Annotated in this window: 13 protein-coding genes; 4 read left to right on the plus strand and 9 right to left on the minus strand. The window is 61.7% G+C overall.

Annotated features, from left to right (window positions below; genetic code table 11):
* Nucleotides 1–147 precede the first annotated feature (147 nt).
* Nucleotides 148–2,661 (plus strand): M14 family zinc carboxypeptidase, encoded by a 2,514-nt coding sequence (locus tag D2V04_RS15480; protein ID WP_182849783.1) that lies wholly within the window; start codon nt 148–150, stop codon nt 2,659–2,661.
* A gap of 108 nt (nt 2,662–2,769) precedes the next feature.
* Nucleotides 2,770–4,176: an amino acid permease gene (locus D2V04_RS15485; protein WP_119514609.1), complete on the plus strand. Its 1,407-nt coding sequence runs from the start codon at nt 2,770–2,772 to the stop codon at nt 4,174–4,176.
* 244 nt (nt 4,177–4,420) lie between these two features.
* On the opposite strand, the gene D2V04_RS15490 is transcribed toward D2V04_RS15485, so the two are convergent.
* The 3 genes from D2V04_RS15490 to D2V04_RS15500 all read right to left on the minus strand — a co-directional run bounded on the left by D2V04_RS15490 (nt 4,421) and on the right by D2V04_RS15500 (nt 8,299).
* Nucleotides 4,421–5,524, minus strand: coding sequence for a pyridoxal phosphate-dependent aminotransferase (locus tag D2V04_RS15490; protein WP_228766485.1), 1,104 nt, complete (start codon nt 5,522–5,524; stop codon nt 4,421–4,423).
* Between the two features lie 121 nt (nt 5,525–5,645).
* Nucleotides 5,646–7,079: an amidohydrolase family protein gene (locus D2V04_RS15495; protein ID WP_147391848.1), complete on the minus strand. Its 1,434-nt coding sequence runs from the start codon at nt 7,077–7,079 to the stop codon at nt 5,646–5,648.
* 5 nt (nt 7,080–7,084) lie between these two features.
* Nucleotides 7,085–8,299, minus strand: coding sequence for a metal-dependent hydrolase family protein (locus D2V04_RS15500; protein ID WP_182849784.1), 1,215 nt, complete (start codon nt 8,297–8,299; stop codon nt 7,085–7,087).
* A gap of 385 nt (nt 8,300–8,684) precedes the next feature.
* Here D2V04_RS15500 and D2V04_RS15505 point away from each other — a divergent pair, with 385 nt between their 5' ends.
* The gene (locus D2V04_RS15505) at nt 8,685–9,743 is read left to right on the plus strand and encodes an aminotransferase class V-fold PLP-dependent enzyme (RefSeq protein WP_228766513.1); all 1,059 of its coding nucleotides are present in this window, start codon (nt 8,685–8,687) and stop codon (nt 9,741–9,743) included.
* On the opposite strand, the gene D2V04_RS15510 is transcribed toward D2V04_RS15505, so the two are convergent.
* On the minus strand, nt 9,740–10,804 hold the full coding sequence (locus tag D2V04_RS15510) for a CDGSH iron-sulfur domain-containing protein (RefSeq protein WP_182849785.1): 1,065 nt from the start codon (nt 10,802–10,804) through the stop codon (nt 9,740–9,742). The genes D2V04_RS15505 and D2V04_RS15510 overlap by 4 nt on opposite strands.
* Nucleotides 10,801–11,322: a MarR family winged helix-turn-helix transcriptional regulator gene (locus D2V04_RS15515; RefSeq protein WP_119514614.1), complete on the minus strand. Its 522-nt coding sequence runs from the start codon at nt 11,320–11,322 to the stop codon at nt 10,801–10,803. Before D2V04_RS15515 ends, D2V04_RS15510 begins: the two co-directional genes overlap by 4 nt.
* Nucleotides 11,323–11,713: 391 nt before the next feature.
* On the opposite strand from D2V04_RS15515, the gene D2V04_RS15520 reads away from it, so the two are divergent.
* Nucleotides 11,714–14,698 carry a TonB-dependent receptor domain-containing protein gene (locus tag D2V04_RS15520; RefSeq protein ID WP_182849786.1) on the plus strand — a complete coding sequence of 995 codons (2,985 nt, stop codon included), beginning with the start codon at nt 11,714–11,716 and terminating at the stop codon, nt 14,696–14,698.
* 86 nt (nt 14,699–14,784) lie between these two features.
* On the opposite strand, the gene D2V04_RS15525 is transcribed toward D2V04_RS15520, so the two are convergent.
* From D2V04_RS15525 to D2V04_RS15540, 4 genes are read right to left on the minus strand one after another with little or no spacing between them, the layout of a single operon-like run.
* Entirely contained in the window at nt 14,785–16,587 is a 1,803-nt protein-coding gene (locus D2V04_RS15525) for a tetratricopeptide repeat protein (protein ID WP_182849787.1), read from the minus strand.
* A 46-nt stretch (nt 16,588–16,633) separates the two neighbouring features.
* Nucleotides 16,634–18,145, minus strand: coding sequence for an indolepyruvate oxidoreductase subunit beta family protein (locus D2V04_RS15530; protein ID WP_119514617.1), 1,512 nt, complete (start codon nt 18,143–18,145; stop codon nt 16,634–16,636).
* A 3-nt stretch (nt 18,146–18,148) separates the two neighbouring features.
* Nucleotides 18,149–20,275 carry an indolepyruvate ferredoxin oxidoreductase subunit alpha gene (locus tag D2V04_RS15535; protein ID WP_119514618.1) on the minus strand — a complete coding sequence of 709 codons (2,127 nt, stop codon included), beginning with the start codon at nt 20,273–20,275 and terminating at the stop codon, nt 18,149–18,151.
* Between the two features lie 3 nt (nt 20,276–20,278).
* Nucleotides 20,279–21,058 carry a cyclase family protein gene (locus tag D2V04_RS15540; RefSeq protein ID WP_119514619.1) on the minus strand — a complete coding sequence of 260 codons (780 nt, stop codon included), beginning with the start codon at nt 21,056–21,058 and terminating at the stop codon, nt 20,279–20,281.
* Nucleotides 21,059–21,097: the final 39 nt, after the last annotated feature.

Here is a 21,097-nt window from a genome sequence, read left to right on the forward strand (position 1 = left end):
CGATGGGGCCAGATATAACGGTTTTCACAAAACTATTTTATGTATATAGTAAATTGAGCTGAAAGTGCTGCGCAACGGCAAAGGGAGAGGTTCATGCACCCTGCCAGGCTAATGTTGGGAGCGGTTTGCCTTCTTACAGCTCATCTGTTGGGAGGAGCTGCCGCGGCACAGGACGACTGGGTGCCGGGCAGCAGCTATTCCGATGTTCCGACGATCGAGGACGTACTCGGATTCAAACCGATCGAGCGATTTACGAGCTTCTATGAAACCGAGAAACTGCTTCATCGCTGGGCCGAGGTTTCGGATCGCGCCAAGCTGATTACCTATGGCGAAGATTACGAGGGCAAGAAGCTCTACATGCTGGTGGTCAGCAGCCCCGAAAATCTCGCCGCCCTGGACACGCACCTCGCGAATCTCGGCAAGTTGACCGATCCGCGCAAGCTGGGCGCCGGCGAACTCGATTCCATCGTCGCAAACACGCCAGCCACAGTCATGATCTCGACGATCGACACCAGCGAGGCTTCCTCGGTCGAGGCGATGCAGATCGTCGCCTATCAGTTGCTTGCCGGCACGGATGCACGCACCCTGCGCATACTCGACAATGTCCTGACCTATATCATACCGGTCGAGAATCCCTCTCCTCGCGAGCGCTATGTCTCGTGGTACCACACGGCCCGCAGCCGGATTCCGAAGGCCGATCCGAACGCGGCAGAGCACAACCCGCCGTGGGGCGTCGGCAACGATTCGAACCATTATCAGCTCGATCCGAACCGCGACATGGTGCCGCTGAAGATGCGCGAAGGCCGCGCCAAGGTGGAACTGATCCGAAGATGGCGACCCGAACTCGCTCTCGACATCCACGAGATGGGCGCCGAATCGACTTTCTTCTTCCCGCCCTATCCCGAACCCTACAACACCAACCTACCCAACGACACGCTGAAGAAGTGGTGGGAGATCTATGCGAAGGACATGCGCGAGCAGTTCGACGCGCGTGGCTGGCGATACTTTTCCGGCGATTCGTTCGGCTCGCCGTTCCTCGGCATGCATACGCTGTACACGCAGTATCACGGTATGATCGGCATCCTCTTCGAGCAGGCGGCCGGCAGCGGCGGGCTGGTACTCGAGCGGAAGAACGGTTCGCTGCTGACGCTCCGCGACCGCGTGCAGCACCATGTCACAGGCATCATGTCCTACCTCGATACGACAGTGGCGAAGCGGCAGGAACTGCACCGCGATTTTCAGGAATTCTTCCAGTCGTCGATGGATGGTGTGCCCGGCGTCCAGCAGAAGGCCTACGCCTTCCCGCCAGACGACGATCCGAACAAGATGTCGCAGTTCATCGACAGCCTGCTCGCCCACGGCATCGAGGTGCAGCGCACAAGCGAACCCTTCTCGGTCGGCCGAGCGAGCGGATATTTCTCCAACGAACCGGAGCGTCACGCCTTTCCGGCTGGCACTTACATCGTTTCGCTGAAGCAGCCGCTCAGCCGCCTGGCCAACGCGCTGCTGGAGAAGGAACCTTACCATTCGATTCCGGTCTTCTACGACATCTCCGTATGGGCTCTGCCTTACCAGTACGGGATCGACGGGTACTGGATGAACGATGTGCCGCACGTCGCGATGGAATCCGTTAGCGAACCGCCATCACCCAAGGGCGAGGTGGCCGGAGGCAAGGCGGGGTTCGCCTATGTCTGGCCGTATCGCGGCGCGCTCGACGCCGCAGCCGCCTATCGCCTCGCGGAGAGCGGGGTGAACCTGTATCTGCATCCGGGCCCGGCCACCGTCGCCGGCACTTCGTACGACGCCGCCTTCATCGCGCCGGTCGACGAGAACGACGAATCGATCCACAATCTCATGCGCGCAGTGGTCGAGGATGTCCCCGTGCGGATCGAGGCCGTTTCGACTGGCCATGCCGCCGACGGATCGGATCTCGGCTCGGGCCTGCTCCAGCCCGTCGGCAAGCCGGCCGTTGCCGTGCTAACGCGCGAGGGAACGGACACCACCGCTTGGGGCAGTTTCTACTTCTTCTTCGACGAGATGTACCATCTGCCCTTCACCCCGATCGCGGTGCCGGAGCTCGCGGAAGTCGATCTGCAGCGATACAACACGATCATCATTCCGGACGGCGGCCAGAGCGTCAGAGATGGCGAAATCCGCGGTAAGCCCTACGAATGGTATTTCCGGGAGGAAGGCACCCAACACCTGCGCGAATGGGTTGAGCGCGGGGGCACACTCATCACGGTCAAGGGCGGTACTGCCTTCGCCTCTGCGGACGGCGGCGGGCTGACGAGCACGCAATCGCTGGGCGTGACGCAAAAGACGCCCGGCGCGATCGTTCGCGTGGAAACCCGGGGCCGCTCGCCGCTGACGACCGGTTATCCGGACACCTTCCACGTCCTGTCGAGGAACACGCGGCTGTTCTCGGCCGGCGAAAGCGGCCGTTCCGTCCTCTCCTATGTCGATGCGGAGGGGTTGAATGTCGCCGGATATCTGCTCGACGATGACTCGGCCCGCCTTGCGACGACGGATTTCCTGATGACGGAGAATATCGGCCAGGGCCGAGTGATAATGTTCGGGGAGGACCCCAACCTGCGCAACCAGTGGACCCACCTGCATCAGTTGCTGTTCAACGCAATCCTGTTCGGACCGCTCGTGCGCTGATGCGCGCATTGGCCCGCTCGATACATTTCATACCTAAAATAATTGGACCGGGACGCCGATGATGATAGGCCTGCCGATCCGGACAGAAGAAGAGTGCCTGGAGGGGTCGTGACCGAAGACGAAATCGTAGAACGGGAAAGCGGCCTCCAGAAAGGTCTCAGCAAGGCTCAGGTCGTGATGATCGGGCTGGGCGGCGCCATCGGCACCGGTCTCTTTATGGGTAGCGGCATCGCGATCAACTATGCTGGCCCCGCCGTCGTGCTGAGCTATCTCATCGCCAGCTTCGCTGCCGTCGTGATGGTCTTCAGCCTGTCCGAAATGGCGGTGATGCACCCTACGGCCGGATCGTTCGGCACATATGCCGAAACCTACCTCAACCCCTGGGCCGGCTTCGTCGTTCGATACACCTACTGGATAGCGCAGGTGATCGCGATCGGGGGAGAGGCGGTGGCCGCCGGCGTTTACATGACCTACTGGATGCCGGACACGCCAGTGTGGGCCTGGTCGCTCGGCTTCGCCTTCATTCTCCTCTACGTCAATTCGCGCTCGGTCGGGGATTTCGGCACGTTCGAATACTGGTTCGCCTTCATCAAAGTGACAGCGATCGTCCTGTTCATCATTCTCGGGCTCGGCACCATCTTCGGCATTGGGACCGAGCCGGTCGGATTTCACAACCTCACCGACCTGCCGGGCGGTTTCATGCCCAACGGATGGACCGGCGTATGGATGGGGGTGCTTATCGGCATCTTCTCGTTCGTTGGCATAGAAGTCATCGCCGTCACCTCTGGCGAGACCAAGGAGCCGGAAAAGGCGATCCCCGCGGCGCTGCGCACGATGGCGCTGCGCCTTATCCTCTTCTACCTGCTGGCTCTGACGATCGTGGTGAGCTTCGTGCCGTGGACCGAATCCGGTGCCGAAGTCGTCGAGCAGAGCCCGTTCGTGAAGGTGCTGTCCTATACGGGTATCGCACATGCCGCTGCGATCATGAATTTCGTCGTGATCAGCGCCGCCCTCTCCAGCATGAACACGAACATCTATCTCTGTTCGCGAATGCTGTTCTCGCTTTCGCGCGGTTCCTATGCCCCCAAGTTTCTCGGCAAGCTCAGCGCCAACGGAACCCCGGTCGGAGCGATCCTGACATCCGGCCTGTGCATCCTGCTCGCGGCAAGCGTTTCGGTGATAACGCCGCGCGCCTACAACTACCTGTTCGGCATTGCGATCTTCGGCGCCATCGTCGTGTGGATGACGATCCTGGTCAGTCACATCAGCTTCCGCCGACGGCACGACGTATCGCACTTGCCAGTGCGGATGCCGTTCTTCCCCTACCTCCAGATCGCCGGGCTGGCGCTTCTCGCTGCCATCCTTCTCACGATGGCCTTCGACACCGAGTTCTGGAATGTGTCGTGGATCGTGGGCGTGCCATGGCTGATCCTGATCTCCACCGCCTATTTCCTTTGGAAGCGGCGCAACCGCGCCGCCGCAGAGAGTGTGGCCCCCGACTCGCTGGTGTCCTGAAGGAGCTACAAAGGCGAAGAACCCAGGTCCCACCCCCTGCACTCCAAAGCATTTCCTATACGCTGCATCCCCACTGACGGGCTGGCTTTGTATCAGGCCCGGAAACCCCTTGTAGCTGGTCCGAACCGTCGATTCCGTCGCTCCGTGTTCACGAAAATGCGCAACAGCATGAGTTGCGTGAACAAGCTCCCTTTCGAGGCCGGCTCCGGAACCATCGTCACGCTGCGAATAGCAAGCGGCGACGCTAGCCTGTGAGATCGTTGAAGAAGCGGCTCATCCGGCTCATCGCCTCGTCCAATTGCTCGTGGCTGACCGAACCGAAGCAGATGCGCAGATGCCCCTCGCCGGCCGCACCGTAGAAGCTTCCCGCCTCGACCACCACACGGGCTCTTTCGAGGAGATCTTCCGCGAGGACCTGGGAAGGGCGGCCAGTCTGGGAGACGTCCGCAAATGCGTAGATTGTGCCTTCGGGACGGGCGCAGCTCACGCCCGGCATTTGGTTGAGCGCCCTCACAACCGTATCGCGCTTCACGCGGTCGTCATCGACCATCCGCGAGACGGCTTCCATCCCGCCGGTTACGGCCGCGAGGCCGCCATATTGAATGAATGTATTGACATGGGTCACTTCGTTAGAGGTGATCTTCATTAAGGCCGGAATAAGCTTGGCGTCGGCCGCGATATAGCCGAGGCGCCACCCATCCATCGCGTAGGCTTTGGTGAAGGCGAAAGTCGAGACGGTCCGCTCCCGCATTCCATTCAGCGCCGCAATGCTGACGTGCTCGCTGCCGTCGAACGTGATATATTCGTACACCTCGTCGGACAGAACGAACAGGTCGTGTCGGATGGCGACATCGGCGAGCCCCTCCAGTTCCTGCCGAGAGTAGACCCGGCCTGTCGGGTTGCAGGGGTTAACCAGCACGATCATCTTCGTTCTCGGCGTGACTGCCTGTTCAATCCAGTCCGACCGGATGCGGAAGTCATCAGCGGCGTCGAGCGGAACCGTGACCGCCGTACCTCCGGCCAGCTCGATCTTGCCCACATGCTGGGGATAGTATGGTTCGAGGAGGATCACCTCGTCGCCCGGGTCAATCAGCGCGAAAATGGCCGCGAACGAAGCCTGGGTAAGCCCGTTGGTGACAATCACCTCGTCGGGCGATGCGTCGATACGATTGAAGCTCCCGAGCTTCTCGGCGAGGGCCGCCCTGAATGCCGGTTCACCCTGGAGGTCGCCATAGTGCACCATGCCTCCCTGAAGAGCGGCAATGGCCGCGTCCTTGATCGGCTGGGGCGTATCATGGATCGGCTTGCCAAGTTCGAGGTGTATCAAATCCTCGCCCGCCTTGCCCAATGCGGCAGCTCGCGCGAACATTCCGAAGCTCTTCTTCGAGGTGTCGGTAATTCGTCGGGCAAGCTTCGGCATCGGGATCCTCGCGGCTGACCGCCACCGGCGGCCGAGTGTATGGCTGGAGTTAGCGCTGCTCGCGCCTGAGAGGGAAATTGCCGCCGGCAAGCGGCAGCTTGTCTTCATCGATCAACTCGCCGCCCTTCATCACCCACACAATCTGCTTGGCATTGTTGATGTCGACCGTCGGATCGGCGCTGAGCAGGACCATATCGGCGAGCTTGCCGGGCTCGATCGACCCGAGTTCGTCCGCCTTGCCCAGATGCTTCGCGCCGTTGAGCGTCGCGATCGTGACAATGCGGGCAGCGGGAACCCCGGCGGCCTGCAACAACTCCATCTCGCGGTGGACGGCGGGCCCGAGCGTCTGGTCCGTCGCGATGGCGATCACGCCACCGGCGGCGTCGATCATGCGCATGTTCTCCTGCGCGACCGGCGTCATCAGTTTCATCCACCAGGTCCAGCCGCGTTCCTTCCACGCGGGTAAGGTCTCGGTCTTGAGCTTGTCGATCTCCTCAGCGCTGTAGGACGCCTGGTAGAGCGGCTGATCGAGAAATTCGGGATGTTCGACCAGGCGGCTGTAGCCCTCGCCGATAGTCAGGGTGGTCGCCATCGGCGTCTTCTTGGCGCCCATCAGTTTCGCGAATTCCTCGGTGATCGGGCCCTGGATGACCGGATGGGCGAGGCTGTCGACCCCGGCGAAAATCGCCTCGGTCGCACGCAGTTCGCTTGAGGTATGGGCGGTGGTCCGGATGCCGTGCCGGTTCACCTCGAGGATGATGTCCTGCATGAGATCCAGGGGCAGAAGGCTGATAAGCGGACGCGTACCCCAGCCGTGCTCGTCGAGCGTCAGCTTCACGATATCGGGCTTCTGCTCCTTCAGGTATTCGAGAAGCGCCGGCTTGTCCTCGCTCCAGTCGTCGATCTCGATCGCCATGCCGCTGCCGTGGCTCCCCGGATAGGTGACGAGATTTCCGGTGGCGAAAATGCGCGGCGAGAGAATTTCTCCGGCGCGTTCTTCCGCGCGAAGACCGAGAATATGCTCGGGCACGTTTCCGGCGTCGAAAACGGTGGTGACACCCGAATAGAGATAGCTAGCCAGCGCCTCGAGGCCGGCTTCGTGAGCGGTCGCCGCGTCCGCCGCGACCTGCGCCGGAGGAGGAGGCGTCGCCTGCGGGTTGGTCCGGTCTACGCCGACCATCCGCCGGCCATCGCCGCCGCGCGCACCCTTGAGATGGATGTGTACATCCATCAGCCCCGGGATCAGGTATCGGCCGGAACCGTCGATGTGCCGGCCGGGCACTTCGGGCGCGACGGCGGTCGGCGTGACGAACGTGATGCGGCCATCTTCGACGCCGACCGACATGTCCGTCTGGTTCGGCTGACCGGTGCCGTCGATGAGGGTTACGTTCTCGATCACGAGATCCTCGGCCAGGGCCGGGGTGGTCAGGACCAGCGCAAGCGCACTCGCGCACGCGGCGAAACGGGAGGGGAATCCGATCATCAGGGTCACTCCTTTACTTCCGCGCCGTCGCGCTTGAACACGATGCCATCGCGCATGACGAAGCTGACGCTCGAGACAGCGTTGATGTCTGCGGTGGGGTCGCCGTCCAGGGCGATCACGTCCGCTACCATGCCCGGCGCCAGTGTGCCGCGATCCTTCAGGCCGGCCGCGTCTGCGGCGTTGACCGTCGCGGTCTTCAGTGCCTCGACCGGGGTCATTCCCGCTTCGACATATTCCACCATCTCCTGCGCGTTGGTGCCGTGCGGCGCTATGCCGCTGTCGGTACCCAGTGCGATCGGTGTTCCAATCTCGATCGCCATGCGCACCAGCTTTTTCGGCTGATCTCCCAGCTTCAGCAGCTTGTTCAGTGATGCCGGATTGATGTCCTTCATCGGGCCCCGAAGGACTTTTTCCGGCGTATCGCCCACCCAGGTGATCGGCCATACCGTCGGGATTAGGTAAGTCCCGCGCTGCTTCATCAGCTGCAGGCTTTCCTCGTCCGCCCACATGCCATGCTCGATGGAATCGTAGCCTGCCCGAACGGCCGCATCGATGCCGCCTTTGCCATGCGCATGCGTGGTAACTTTGCGGCCCATCGAGTGAGCTGCGTCAGCGATCGCCGTCAGCTCCTCGTCGGTAAACTGCTGCTCCGTGCCTGCGTCGGACGGATCGAGCACGCCCCCGGTGACGTGGACCTTGATCACGTCGGCGCCATACTTGATGGCGGCACGGGTGGCGCGGCGGCAATCGTCTGCACCGTCGCAGACATTGTCATGCGGCTCAGCGTCAAGAAATGCGCGTTTCATGCCGTGCGAATCGCCGTGTCCGTTTGTGGGACTGATTCCCTCTCCTGCAGCAATGATGTGCGGGCCGGGGACAACGCCGTAATCGATCGCATCGCGAAGGGAGAAGATGGCGGCATTCGGCGCGCCGAGATCGCGGATCGTCGTGAATCCGGCCATCAAGGTGGCGAGCGCGTTGGTATAGCCATTGAGTGCGAAAAAGGCATCTTCCTCCCGAAGGCGCAAGCCCGGGTAATGCTCTGCAATACCGCTCCCTGTCACATGAACGTGGAGATCCATGAAGCCGGGCAGAACCCACTTTGATGACAAGTCGATCAACTGCGCGTCAGGAGGCAAGCCCAGTTCCGCTGCGCTCCTGAAACCCTCCTCGATCGACCGGACCTTGCCGTCCACCGTCACCAGCGTGGCGTTGGCCATCACAGGCTTTCCTGGCTCCACGATAAGATGCCCCGCATGGATTATGGCCGGCAGGGCCGTTCTCGCTGCCGGATGAGCTGGCTGGCCCGGCTCGACATTTCGCTGGGCCGCGGCCGGGATAGCCAGGCTAATGGCTGCGCAAGCAGTAAGGGTCAGGGCTTTGAACAGGCGCATCTCTACTCCCCCGTTGACGCTGCGCAGACTCGGCAGCCTATTGCTATAAGCATAAAATAATTCTATTCCGCGCAGAATGTCCAGTCTCGATTCCATTGCCCAGCAAACTTCGTCGCAAAGCGATCGTCTGGAGTTCGCGCGCCGCCGCTTCACGACGCTGGAAAGGCTCGCCTACATAAACAGCGGATCGTACGGCTTGCTGAGCGACACAGTGCGCTTGGCGATCGACGATTACATGGACCACCGGGTGGCGGTCGGCGCGGACTGGGATCTCTGGGTCGCACGGGCGGAGAGCGTCCGCGACAAGATGGCGCGGCTGCTCAATGCGAAACGGGACGAGATCGCCATCACGGCGTCGGCTTCTGCCGGCATCAATGCGCTCGCAACAGCGCTCGATTTTTCCGGCGACCGGACCAAGGTCCTGGTGAGCAACTACGAGTTCCCGACGAGCGGACAGATCTGGCACGCGCAGGAACGTCGTGGCGCCGTGGTCGAACATGTGGCGGAAGACGTATCGGGGCTCATCCCTCCGGAGCATTTCGCCGACCTGATCGACGAGCGAACACGGATCGTGGTGCTGTCGCATGTTTGCTACAGGCATGGCGGCAAGTTTTCGGACGAGAGCATCAGGGCTATCGCCGAAATGGCCCATCGTCAGGGCGCCTATGTGATCCTCGATTGCTTCCAGTCCGTCGGTGCCCAGGCGATCGATGTGAAGAAGCTGGGCGTGGATTTCGCGGTCGGCGGAATGTACAAGTACCTGCTGGGAACGGCGGGAAGTGGTTTCCTATACGCGCGGCAGGAACGGATCGCCGATCTGGTGCCCACGGCGTCCGGATGGTTCGCCCAAGACGATGTCGGCGCGATGAATATTTTTGCGAACGAGCCGAGCCGAGCGGCCAGCCGCTTTCAGGCCGGCACGCCGCCCGTCCTGAGCTGCTATGCTGCCGATGCCGGACTCGAGATCATTCTGGAATACGGTGTCGAAGCGATCGCGGCGCGGGTAGCAGAGCTCACCCGCTACGCGCTCAACCGGTTCACCGCGGAAGGCTTTACCGTGATGACGCCCGCAGATGAGCGCTCGCGCGGGCCGATGCTGGCTCTCAAGGCGCAGGATCCCTCCACCCTCGTGGCCAGGTTGATCGAACAGGGTGTAGTGACATCGTATCGCGAGAGTAATCTTCGAGCGGGCTTCCACTTCTACAACGATAAAAGTGATACCGACCGGCTCGTCGACGCCTTGCGGGCCAATCGAGACCTACTCGCCTAATAATTTATGCTCGGATTATCGCCGGGGTAGATGACGCCGACCACGTCCATCCCCGCTGCCCCGATGCATTCGAGGGAATGGGCGTGCTTGCGAGGCAGGAAGATCACGTCCCCGGCTGTGACATCGGTACAGCTCTCCTCGTTCCACAGAATTCCTTCGCCCGAGAGCACGATCAGCGCCTCCTCGTAGAGATGGCGATGCATCTCCGCACGGGACTGCGGGATATGCCCGATGAACTGCGCCGCGCCTTCGAGGCCGGCCGCCTTGTCGACGAGCATCTGAAAATAGCGCGGCCCCATTTCGGAGCGCATGGTTTGATCGACGCTCACCAAGCGATTTGGGAAGCGAGCGTCAAACTCGGACGTCGGCGTCGCTACCTGCTCAAGCTCCTCGACCCCGGGAAGAGTGGAGACGAAGAGCCGGCAGTCTGCCGGACTCGCAATGCGGAACCATTCATTGGGGTGCACGTGCAGACCGTCTCCCTCTCGAACTGCGAAGTCGCGGCCGGAGATCGTGACCGATCCGGAGCCCCGCGCGAGGAACAGGACCATATCCGCCGATCCAGTGCCGAAGGCAGGTGAAGAACCGGACTTCAACTCGACAAGGAACAGCGCCTGATGCTCAGCACCCAGTGAGCGGCTGATGATCTTCAACGTACGGGAATGCGCGCCTTGCCCGCCCGCCATCCGAGCAGGACTTGCAACATAGCAGCGCCCATCGAGCCTTGCGATCCCATCGGCAGCCGTCGTCGAGCGGCGAAGTGCCCCGCGTTCTTCGTCGCTGCGCAAATCCGTGCTGTAGCCGCCGGGAAGATTGTTGTGTGTACCGTCGCAAAACGGCGGTGTGCCGGTACGCTTGCAGCCGCAGAGAAGCACTTCTTCGTCTGCCCGCGGCCGGTACACGAGCGGTTTGAAGGCAGTTCCTTCATGCGATCGTCCATCACAAAACGGCTGGCGTTCCGACCGGCCGCAACGACACCAGGCTATCGGCCGATTCGCTTTGAGCTCGCGGTAATAGGGTTTGGGGCTGGCGATCACCGCTTCTTGCAGAGCGTCGCTCATTGTCGAGGCTCTTCCGAAGAGGCAGCCAGCGAATCCTTGAGTTCTGCAAGGAGGTCGTAGAGCTGCTGGCTGTGATCGGCGGACATTCCGGCAAACATGTCGGCGATCCAGTGGTGGTGCCCCGCAGCAACCTCTTTGAAGTGTGCGCGCCCGGACCGGGTGATCCGCACCAGCCAGGAGCGACGATCCTGGGGATCACGTTCCATCTGCAGGTGGCCCTGCCGCTCGAGCTGTCGGACGAGCGCCGTCAGATTTCCGCCCGACACCAGCAGCGCACGCGACAGCTCTCCCATCGTCATCCCAGCGGCGCGGCGGTCGAGAGCGGCGAGCACATCGAATCGGGGCAATGTGGTGGCAAAATCTTCCGCCAGGCGCCGGCGCAGCCGCTTCTCTATCGTCAGCGAGCATGTGAGCAGCCGCAACCACAGCCGCACCGCGGCCGGCTCAGACACCGCGTCGTAGTGCTTTTCCGCCAGGACGTAATCCGGCGCGCGCGATTTCGAACGTTCCTGATTCATTGCAATTCCCCTGCGTGAGACCGGAGCCGATCAAAGGTAGCTCTTAGCACCGATCAACAATCCGATCTCTGATCCAGAACGGCAAGAAATTTCAAGCCTTGAAGAATTTTCTTGAGCTCTCTCCAGGATAGTTTATACATAAAGCATATTGAGCCTCGCGTTGCCGGAAGCTCACGAACAGCCGAGGAGAGCATGATCGCATGATCCTCATGAGCAAAGGCCGACAGCTTCCAGGGCCCCGTGGGCCGTACCCGAGCTTGTCGAACGAGATCGGTGGAAGCCGACGCGTGGCATCCGTGGCGCTGCCCGGTCCGACCCGGACGCCCTCAGAAACACCGATCGCAGGAGAAGAATGAGCACACGCTCATGCACGCCTTTAGGGGAGGATACTATGACGAACGTGAAAAAGCTTCGCACGCACCTGCTGGCCGGGATTGCGTCGACACTATTCGTTGCCGGAGCAGCGACACCGGTCTTTGCTCAGGAAGACTCCGCCGAAGGGGAGGACGCGGTCTCGACCGCTCCGGAGGAAGCGGCCGCGCAGGACGAGGTGATCGTCGTCACTGGTTCCAGAATTGTCTCGAAGGCGCTGACTGCACCCAATCCGGTCTCCCAGATATCATCCGAAGAGTTCGCCCTGACGAGTTCCGCGACAGCGGAAAACCTGCTCAATACTCTTCCTCAGGTGGTTCCGGGCGAATCGGGTTTCACGAACAACGAAAGCAGCGGCGTCGCGACGGTGAACCTTCGCGGACTGGGGGAGCAGCGCAACCTGATCCTAGTTAACGGGCGCCGGTATATTTTCTTTGACGCACGCCAGGTCACGGACCTGAACACCATACCCACCGCGCTGGTAGACCGGGTCGAACTGATTACCGGCGGTTCTTCGGCGGTTTACGGATCGGATGCCGTCAGCGGCGTGGTGAACTTCATTCTCAAGGATGATTTCGAAGGCGTCGAAGCCACCGCCCAATACGATATCACCGCCCAGGGTGACGCGGCCAAGGCGAATCTCGATCTGATCGTCGGTGGAAACTTCGCCGAGGATCGCGGCAACGCGACGCTCTATCTGAACTATTTCAAGCGAGACGGCACGTTCGCGGACGCGCGCGCGCGCTCGCAGTGCTTCCTTGAGGATACAACGGTGAACGGACAACCCGCGCTTGCCTGCGGCGGCAGCGCCGGCATTCCGAACGGCCGCTTCGCCGGTCTCCCGCTTGGCGCCGAGCTTGCGGCGCGGCCACAGGTCCAGGCCGCGCTCGACGCGCTTGGGCTTAGCGGATTGGACGCCAATGGTTTCAAGTATGATGCGACTGGCACGCAAGTCAGCCCGTTCGTGGTCCCCGGAGATCGATACAACTTCAATCCGGACAACTATCTCCAGCTCCCCCAGGAGCGCCGGATCATCGGGGGGATGGTAAACTACGAAATCAGCGATGGCGCCGAACTGTATGTGGAGGGCGTCTATACCAACAATATCGTTCGAACGCAGAGAGCCGCAACGCCGATCGGGGGGAGCTACCGCTTCCAGGTGAACAGTCCCTTCCTCTCGAGCGGTGTCCAGGATTTGCTGCGCGCGCTCGATGAAACCGAAGCGGATGCCGCTACCCGGAACGACGGCTTTACCAATCTCAGCATTGGGCGGCGCATCTCCGAAGGGGGGACGCGCGATGTAACCTTTGAACGCGATGCCTGGCGTGTAGTAACCGGCGTGCGAGGCGACCTCGGATCCGTTAGCGACAACTTCCTCACCGATCTGAAATATGACGGCTATTATTCCTTCGCGCGGACCAGCAATTCCACGCAGTCGGAAGGGAATATTCTCGCGGCCGCCTTCACCCAAGGCGTGACGACCGTGTTCCGCGATCCGGCATCCGGCGCGACCAGCCCCTTTCCGTTCGCCGGCGTGCCTGGCGGCGGCGAACTCGTGTGCGAGAATGAATCCAATGGCTGCGTCCCGCTGAACATCTTCGGCCCCAACATTTCCCAGGAAGGCCTCGACTTCATAACGACCCGGTCGACCAGCAGCGAGGAAGCCGAGATGCAGGTTGCGACCGGCTATATCTCGGGCAATCTGACCACTCTGCCCGCGGGCCCGGTGGGATTCGCGGCGGGTGTTGAATGGCGCGACGTGTCTGCGTTCTTCATCCCGTCGCAGGGCGGCATCGGTGACGTCGGTGAAATCTCCGGAGGCGATTACAACGTAAAGGAAGTCTTCGGTGAGGTCCGTGTCCCCGTTTTTGAAGGCTTCGAGCTGAACGGCGCCTTCCGCTATTCGGATTACTCCCTCCCCAATGTGAACGGGGTGTGGACATATGGCGGCGGTGCCACTTGGCAGATCTTCCCTGCGCTGATGATCCGCGGCCAGTACCAGCGCGCCGTTCGCGCGCCGAGCGTGGACGAGCTCTATCGTTCGCAGTCCACCATATCGGAAGCCGCGACCGATCCTTGCGCGCTGGCATCCGCAGCGGCGCCCGGGCCCATTCGCGATCTTTGCATCGCGACCGGGGTACCCTCGGCGGCGGTGGGCAACAGCGGAATCCAGCCCAACTTCCAGCTGACCGGCATCGTTGGCGGCAACCCGGATCTGGAAGAGGAGACCACCGACACTTACACGCTCGGGGCGGTGGTCCGTCCGATGGATCGAATGGCCATCACTGTCGACTACTATAATATTGACATCAAGGACGCCATTTTCCGGGCGCCGCTCAACGTGGTGCTCGATCTCTGCTACAACGAGTTCCAGGACATCAACAGCTTCTACTGCCAGTCGGTCGCCCGTCTGCCGGACGGCACGATCGGCAGTCCCGGCGGCGTTAGCGCCCTCTTCGCGAATATCGGCTCAATCCAGACCGACGGCATCGACGTTGGCTTCAGCTATTCGATGGATGTGTCGTCGATCTTCGGCGGGGACAGCAGTCTGAGCCTGGCTAGCTCCGTAAACTGGCTCAACAAGTTCGATAGGAACCCCGTGGTCGATGTCGAGGGTCTGGTGAACCATTGCGCCGGCGCTTATGGTCTGACCTGCGGAGAGCCTCTGCCCGAGTGGAAAGGCACGGCCCGTGCGAATCTCATGATCGACGGCTTCACCGCAAGTCTTCGCTATCGCTATGTCGGTAAGGTGACCGACGACCGGGTCACGCGCGAACTGCTCTCCGCAGCCGATCTCGCCGTCCCGACGATCGATCCGGAACATTATTTCGACCTTTCGCTTTCGTGGGATGTCGAGCGGTTCACCTTCTTCGGCGGGGTCATCAATCTCACGAACAACAAGCAGACCTTGATCGGTAGCTCGCAGGAACAGCTGAACACATTCCCGAGCACTTACGATCCTCTTGGCACGCGCTTCTTCGCCGGCGCGACGGTTAGGTTCTGATGTGCGGATCAGCGAGGGACGGGGGCGCCCCCTCCCTCGCATAGTTCAACAAGGCCAACCGTGCGTATGCCGGCAAAGGGCGGCAGCTACGTCGGCACAACGTCGAACGCGACCGTTGTTCTCTCACGTTCATCCGTAAATGGCACCGTGCCGTGATACAGGTATGAGGGGAAGAGGATCAGCTTCCCTACCTCCGGTTTGACAGTTCTCGCGATTGTTTCCCGTTCGCCCAGGCCCAGCCCTGTTTCGCCGAATTTTATCCAGCCCTCCTTGCGAACTTCGTCCGCAACCGACGCGGGCACTCCGACATAATAGCAGGAACTGATCCACCCTTCCGAGTGGACATGGTTCAGATGGAACCCATCCCGCCGAAGCCTCACGGACCAAGATCCGGAAAAGCGAAAGCCGTCTGCGCGACGTTTCAGGAAGACGTGGTCCTCATCATGCGGCAGCGCCTCGATGAAATCGGCCACGGCGGCTTCGATCATCTGCTTCAGCGCCGCTATCTCGGGCTGATCCTTGTCGAAAAGGTTGCCCATGGTCTGTGTGCCGCCGCGAAGTGTCTGCTCGAGCGGATGCTGACTTGTCACATGCAGTTTCCCCAGCGCCCGCTCCAGGCGGGAATTGAACTGCGCAACGCTGCCCCACTCCGGAGGTGGCTGAAGGACCCGGGCCGAGATAAAGCGGTCATAGTCGTTCAAAATATCGGCACGCCTGTCGCCAAGCAGGCGCCAGGCAAGCCCTTGATAGGCGATGGCCTGCTGGTTGAACGGTTCATCAGCAAGTACCGGTTCGATCGCATCAAGTGCATCGTGATAGCGACCGAGAACGATCAGGGATCGCACCAACTCGAGCCGGCAATCGGCGCCGGGATCCGATTCCGATCCGGCTTCGAGATGAGCAAGGGCGGCTTGTGCCAACCCTTCTGCCCAGCAGGCTTGCCCTAGGCGATGCCGGATCGAGGCGTTGTCGATACCCCTGGAAAGGGCGTCTTCAAGCAGTCGGATGGTGTCTCCGGTCCGGCCACCCAGGTTCAGACGATTGGCCAGATCGGCCAGAAGGCCGGAATCGCCCGGATCGTCACGAAGCACCTCCAGATAGCTGCGAAGATAATGGCTTGTATCGCCGCGCTGCCACAGAAGACGGTTCAGCGAGTCGTGGGCGTCGCGGTAACCCGGCCTCGCGCCGATCGCCGCCCGATATGCAGCGGCCGCGTCGTCCAGCCGACCGAGATCGTAGTAGCAATGGCCTAGATTATACTGAATTTCGGCAGCGGCGGGATTCGCGGCGGCGCATTCTTCCAGCAGATCGGCTGCCTGTTCGGGCTTCCCGGCCAGACGAAGCGCAACTGCGAGATTGTGCCGCGTCGGAACGCTATTCGGGCGCAGCGCTAAGGCTTTGCCGAACGCCGCGACCGCTTGCTCGAGCTGCCCCGCCGCACGCAGCGCCCGACCAAGTGCAGACCAGGCTTTGGCGTTGGTGCTGTTCGTATCGATCGCCCGACGCAGCGTTTCGCATGCTTTCCCGTATTCACCCGCGGCGATATAGGCGAGACCCAGATTGGTGAGCGCGTCCTCATGAGACGGCTGAAGCGCCAATGCGCCACGATAGGCTTCGATGGCGCCGGCCGTCCGCTTCAGGTCGAGCAACGCGTTACCCAGGTTGTTGAGCACGTGCGGCTGATCGGGTCTGGTTTCAAGGGATTGCCGAAACAGCGAGGCCGCTCTTTCATGATCCTTGCGGGCCCGCGCCACCATTCCAAGAAGCTGCAGCGCATCGGGCTCTTTGGGGGTAGCGAGCAGGATTTCCTCGAGGAGCACGCTTGCCGGCCCGAGCTGGCCAGCCCGAAGGAGCTCCATCGATCGTGCCAATGCATTGCTGACAGCCATCATTGCTACTCACGCGCGACGGGGCGCACCTCCGGGATTCGCACCATCACGAGGCGAACCGCAACTCCGCGATAGCGCCGTCCAATGTCGTGCCTGCCTCGTCCGCGAGCGCCGCTTCGCGCAAGCGGCGCAAAGTAGGCGCAGCGTCAGGTTCGAACTTGATTGTCTCCCATACATCCATGATCAGACCAAACCTCGACATTCCCCGCTCGAACGTGTCGCCGTAGCCCTTGATCAACTGCTGACACTCGACCAGCTCGGCCGCGGTGGCCGGATCTATCCGGGCCGCACTCCGGATGCGGTTTAGCCACAGGAGGATTCTCTCCTGTTCGATCGCGTAGCGAAGGGTGGTCCTGCGCCACCGGCGCATCCCGGAAAGCAGCGCAAGAATAACGAACCAGCGGATACTCGTTATCTCGACATGGCGCCCTTTTCGGAAGAGCGGCCGCAGCCAAGACGATAGAGTGCCGCTCGCGAGTATGCGGCGGCCAATCGCCGCGGGCAGGGTTTCGCACACCTCTTCCAGGCGGGGATGCATATACTCGATAACATCGAGAACATCCTGTGGCCGCGCCCTGACTTCCTCGCGTACGCGCTCGAAGCGGCTGGCCCTCACCTTGAGGTCTGCAACGCGTATCGTGTCGTCATAGCTCATCCAGAGGGCGAGGTACCGCGCCGTCTCGCAGGTCAGCCGCCAATCCTCCTCACCGGTATCCAGTTCCCGAACCGATGTAAGACGCTCGAGGTAGAGCTCCGCATAGGCAGCGTCCTGATAGTCCATCAAGCGCCGCACGGCGTGAATCGCGAATGCGTGAGCCGGCTCGGGTAGCGACTCGTGAATGCGCCGCAGAAAGGCGCGGCCCTTCTTCGTGGTGGGAGCGGGCAGGTGGTGTATCTCGGCGGGCCGTCCGGTCTCGCCAGCCAAGGCTCTGGCGCCGGCCTCGAAGGCTGCCAAGTTGGAAGCCACGGCTCTGCCGCCCGCGCGTATGGCTTGCTCGAATGCCGCCTGCGGGAAAGACAGCGCCCCACTTCCGGCGAGCGCGCCGAACATGACCGCGCTTATCATGCTGCCGTGCTGCTCCGCGATCTCGTTCATATCGAAAGCGACGAAGCGCCGGGCTTTCCGTTTGGCCGCATCCAGAATGCGTTCACCGCTCGCCCGACCGTCGGCCATCGCCGACTTCTCGGAAATTGCGTAGACACGGTGGGTCGAGCCGATCAGGGTGGTGCGATCCTCGGCCACGAACCCTCGCAGGACGGCTCGACCGACCTCCATCAGTTCCGAGGCTATGACGATGTCGACATCGCCGGGCACCGGCATAAGCGCGAGAATCGGCTCACCGCCGCTCACCGAGGCGTGATCCTCCGGATAAAGCTCGATGTAATATACAGTAGCGCCCGTGCGCTGGGCCACCCCCGGCACGGAGGTGCTCTGCGCGATATAGCCTTGCTGCCGGCCGACTTCGGCGATCCACTCGGCAAGAACGCCGCCACCTTCGCCGCCCAGTGCGAGGATGGCGATTGTGATACGCTGACGCGTCAGGGATTCACCCGCCATGATTCAGAAGGCCCTTCGGGCAAGGGACTGGTGGGTCCATCGCTGCCACGCAGCGATCACCGATGTGCGCATCCGGTTGCGAATACGATCCCAGCCAGTTGGATTGATCACGATCCGCGCCTTGTAGAAGGATGGGCAGAGGACGGCTGCGTGGCTGACCTCACCGCATACGCCGCAACCGACGCAACTGTTCTCGACATGCGCTATCGGATCCTCGCGCAAGGGGTCCGGGTTGGGCTTGATCGTGAGTGAGGGACAGCCCGACAGCCGGATGCAGCTGTGATCGCCCGTGCAAGTATCCGGATCTACCCCGAACCGCTCCCGAACTACCCGCTTCCCGGCACTGACGGCCTTCATCATCGCCGGCCGGACGCGCCGCTGGCGATTGAGCTGGCATTCCGACTGCGCGACAATGACCTTCGGGCCCTTCTCCTTACTGGTCAGAGCCTCTCGCAACATGTCACGCATGCCGCCGACGTCGTATGTCCGCGTCAATGTCCTCACCCATCTCACGCCGATACCGCGCACCGCGCGTTCGATGGGATGACGGGTTCGGCGGACGGCATTTTCTGCGCGAGACGAAAGAATGTCCTGGCCGCCGGTAGCAGCAGAATATCCGTTGTCGACGATGATGGTGAGGTTGTCGTCCTTGTTGAAGACAGCGTTCCCGATGCCCGACGTCAACCCGTTGTGCCAGAAGCCGCCGTCCCCCATGATTGCGATGGCCCTCTTGTCCCGCGGCTTGAAAGCCGAAGCTCCCGCCGTTCCCAGACCATAGCCCATGGTCGTGTTGCCAATGTTGAACGGCGGCAGGATTGAGAAAAGGTGACAACCGATATCTGCAGAAACGTGGAACTGTCCGAGTTCACGCTGGACCAGTTTCATCGCCGAAAAAATGGGCCGCTCGGGACAGCCTGTACAGAAACCCGCCGGACGGGCCGGCACATCGGCGGGACCAAGCGGCGCGGGAGATTCCGACTCACTCGCCGGGGCGAGGTCAGGCGCCCACTGGGCCAGAAACCGGGTCACCCCGTCCTGCAGGACGGCGCCGGTGTACTCGCCGGCACGCGGCAGAATCGCTTTTCCGAGCACCTGCGTCTGGAGGTCAGCGCGCCTGATCAGGGTATTCAGTTCATGCTCGATGAATTCGGGCTGCCCCTCCTCAATCACCAGCACAGCACGCTTTCCAGCGCAGAAGTCCTGCACCTCGTCCGGAATCAGCGGATAGGTTACGTTGAGGACGTAAACCGGCAATTTTGCGTTGCCGAAAGAATCGGAAATGCCGATCAGCTCGAGGGCTCGGTTAAGCGTGTTGAAAAGGCCTCCCTGAACGATGATGCCGACCTCCGCGTCGGCATCGGTCCCAAACCATTCGTTCAGCCGGTGCTCCTGAATGAAGCGCACCGCCGCCGGCCAGCGATGTTCGATCTTCTCGGTCTCGTGCTGGAAATTCGCCGGCGGCAGGACGATCCGGTCGACGTCGCGGTGCGGCGCCTCGGCCGCCTCGCCGACGGTCAGTGGCGGGGACCGGTTCTCGCGTGCCGTGAATGTTCCGGTCTGATGGCAGCCCCGGACGCGCATCTCGAACAGAACGGGCGTGTGGGAAGCTTCCGAAAGTTCGAAGCTGCGCTCCACAAGATCGACGATCAATGAATGGTTCGGCCGGGGATCGATCAGCCACATCTGCGATTTCATGGCAAACGCGTGCGTGCGTTCCTGCATGATCGAGGAACCTTCACCGTAGTCTTCGCCAACGATCACGAGCGCTCCGCCCGTGACGCCGCCCGAGGCGATGTTGGAGAGGGCATCGGACGCCACATTCGTTCCGACAACCGACTTCCAGGCGACCGCGCCTCGAAGCGGATAGTTGACCGACGCCGCCAACATTGCCGCGGCTGAGGCTTCGCTGGCGCTCGCCTCGAAATGAACGCCCAGTTCCTGCATGAGTTCGTTCGCATCCGCGAACACGTCCATAAGGTGAGATATCGGGGAGCCTTGATATCCGCCCACGTAGGCGACCCCGGACTGGAGGAGCCCCTTCGTTACCGCAAGGATACCCTCGCCGTGGAAGAGCTCGCCGTCACCCTTGCGGAGCTTCTCGACCTCGGATTTGAACGAACGCTCCGCCATCGGTCAGCCTTCGACGAAGGCCAGAACCCGCAAGGGGCTGCCCGACCCTCCCTCGATTTTCAACGGCGAGGCGACCACCAGCGAGCCGGTTGGCGGCAGCTGGTCAAGATTGGTCAGACATTGCAGGCCGTATCGACCCGCACCGTGGAAGAGGGCGTGTGCCGGATAAGGCGGATCGAGCAAATGGGCCTGGCCCGCATCGGTGCCGATGGTTTCCACACCCAAGCCGTGGGCATCGCGTTCCTCGATCAGGAAACGCACAGCTTCCACCGTAGGTCCGGGGGTATGGGCGCCGTCTTCCTGCAGGTTCACGTATTCTTCGACCTGCCGCTTGGACCAGTCGGTACGAAGCAGAATCCAACTGCGGGAGGGAATGCGGCCGTGGACGCCTTCCCATTCCTGGATATCCGCGACCGTCAGAAGGTAATCCGGATTTTCGGCCGCAGCGGCCGAGATATCGATTACGACCGCTGGCGCGACAAAGTCATTCGGGTCAATGGCATCGAGGGTGTTCCTCGGGAGATCGCGCCCCGTCACCCAATGAACGGGAGCATCGAAGTGCGTGCCGGTGTGCTCGCCTACAGTGAAGTTATTCCAGTACCAGGCAACCCCACGCTCGTCGTAACGGGATATCTCCTCCATCGAGAAACCGGCGCATTGACCGAATTGGGGAGGCAGGACAAGAGTTGGCGTATCTGGTGAGAGGATCTGTGTTAGATCGACGGTCCGTATCCGTCCCGACGCCATGCCTGAAGCGAATGCCTGCAATGTCTCCGCTGCCATGTTTCCTCTCCTCTTGGTCTGCTTGGCTCTTTATGTCAG

It is taken from the genome of Pelagerythrobacter aerophilus (assembly GCF_003581645.1).
In the GTDB taxonomy this organism is placed as follows: Bacteria; Pseudomonadota; Alphaproteobacteria; order Sphingomonadales; family Sphingomonadaceae; genus Pelagerythrobacter; species Pelagerythrobacter aerophilus.

Excerpts from the sequence above, each read along its gene's own strand:
- D2V04_RS15540 (WP_119514619.1), bottom strand. The coding sequence starts at position 21,058 with ATGGCAGCGGAGACATTGCAGGCATTCGCTTCAGGCATGGCGTCGGGA.
- D2V04_RS15535 (WP_119514618.1), bottom strand. The coding sequence starts at position 20,275 with ATGGCGGAGCGTTCGTTCAAATCCGAGGTCGAGAAGCTCCGCAAGGGT.
- D2V04_RS15500 (WP_182849784.1), bottom strand. The coding sequence starts at position 8,299 with ATGGCCAACGCCACGCTGGTGACGGTGGACGGCAAGGTCCGGTCGATC.
- D2V04_RS15530 (WP_119514617.1), bottom strand. The coding sequence starts at position 18,145 with ATGGCGGGTGAATCCCTGACGCGTCAGCGTATCACAATCGCCATCCTC.
- D2V04_RS15525 (WP_182849787.1), bottom strand. The coding sequence starts at position 16,587 with ATGGCTGTCAGCAATGCATTGGCACGATCGATGGAGCTCCTTCGGGCT.
- D2V04_RS15495 (WP_147391848.1), bottom strand. The coding sequence starts at position 7,079 with ATGATCGGATTCCCCTCCCGTTTCGCCGCGTGCGCGAGTGCGCTTGCG.
- D2V04_RS15510 (WP_182849785.1), bottom strand. The coding sequence starts at position 10,804 with ATGAGCGACGCTCTGCAAGAAGCGGTGATCGCCAGCCCCAAACCCTAT.
- D2V04_RS15520 (WP_182849786.1), top strand. The coding sequence starts at position 11,714 with ATGACGAACGTGAAAAAGCTTCGCACGCACCTGCTGGCCGGGATTGCG.
- D2V04_RS15515 (WP_119514614.1), bottom strand. The coding sequence starts at position 11,322 with ATGAATCAGGAACGTTCGAAATCGCGCGCGCCGGATTACGTCCTGGCG.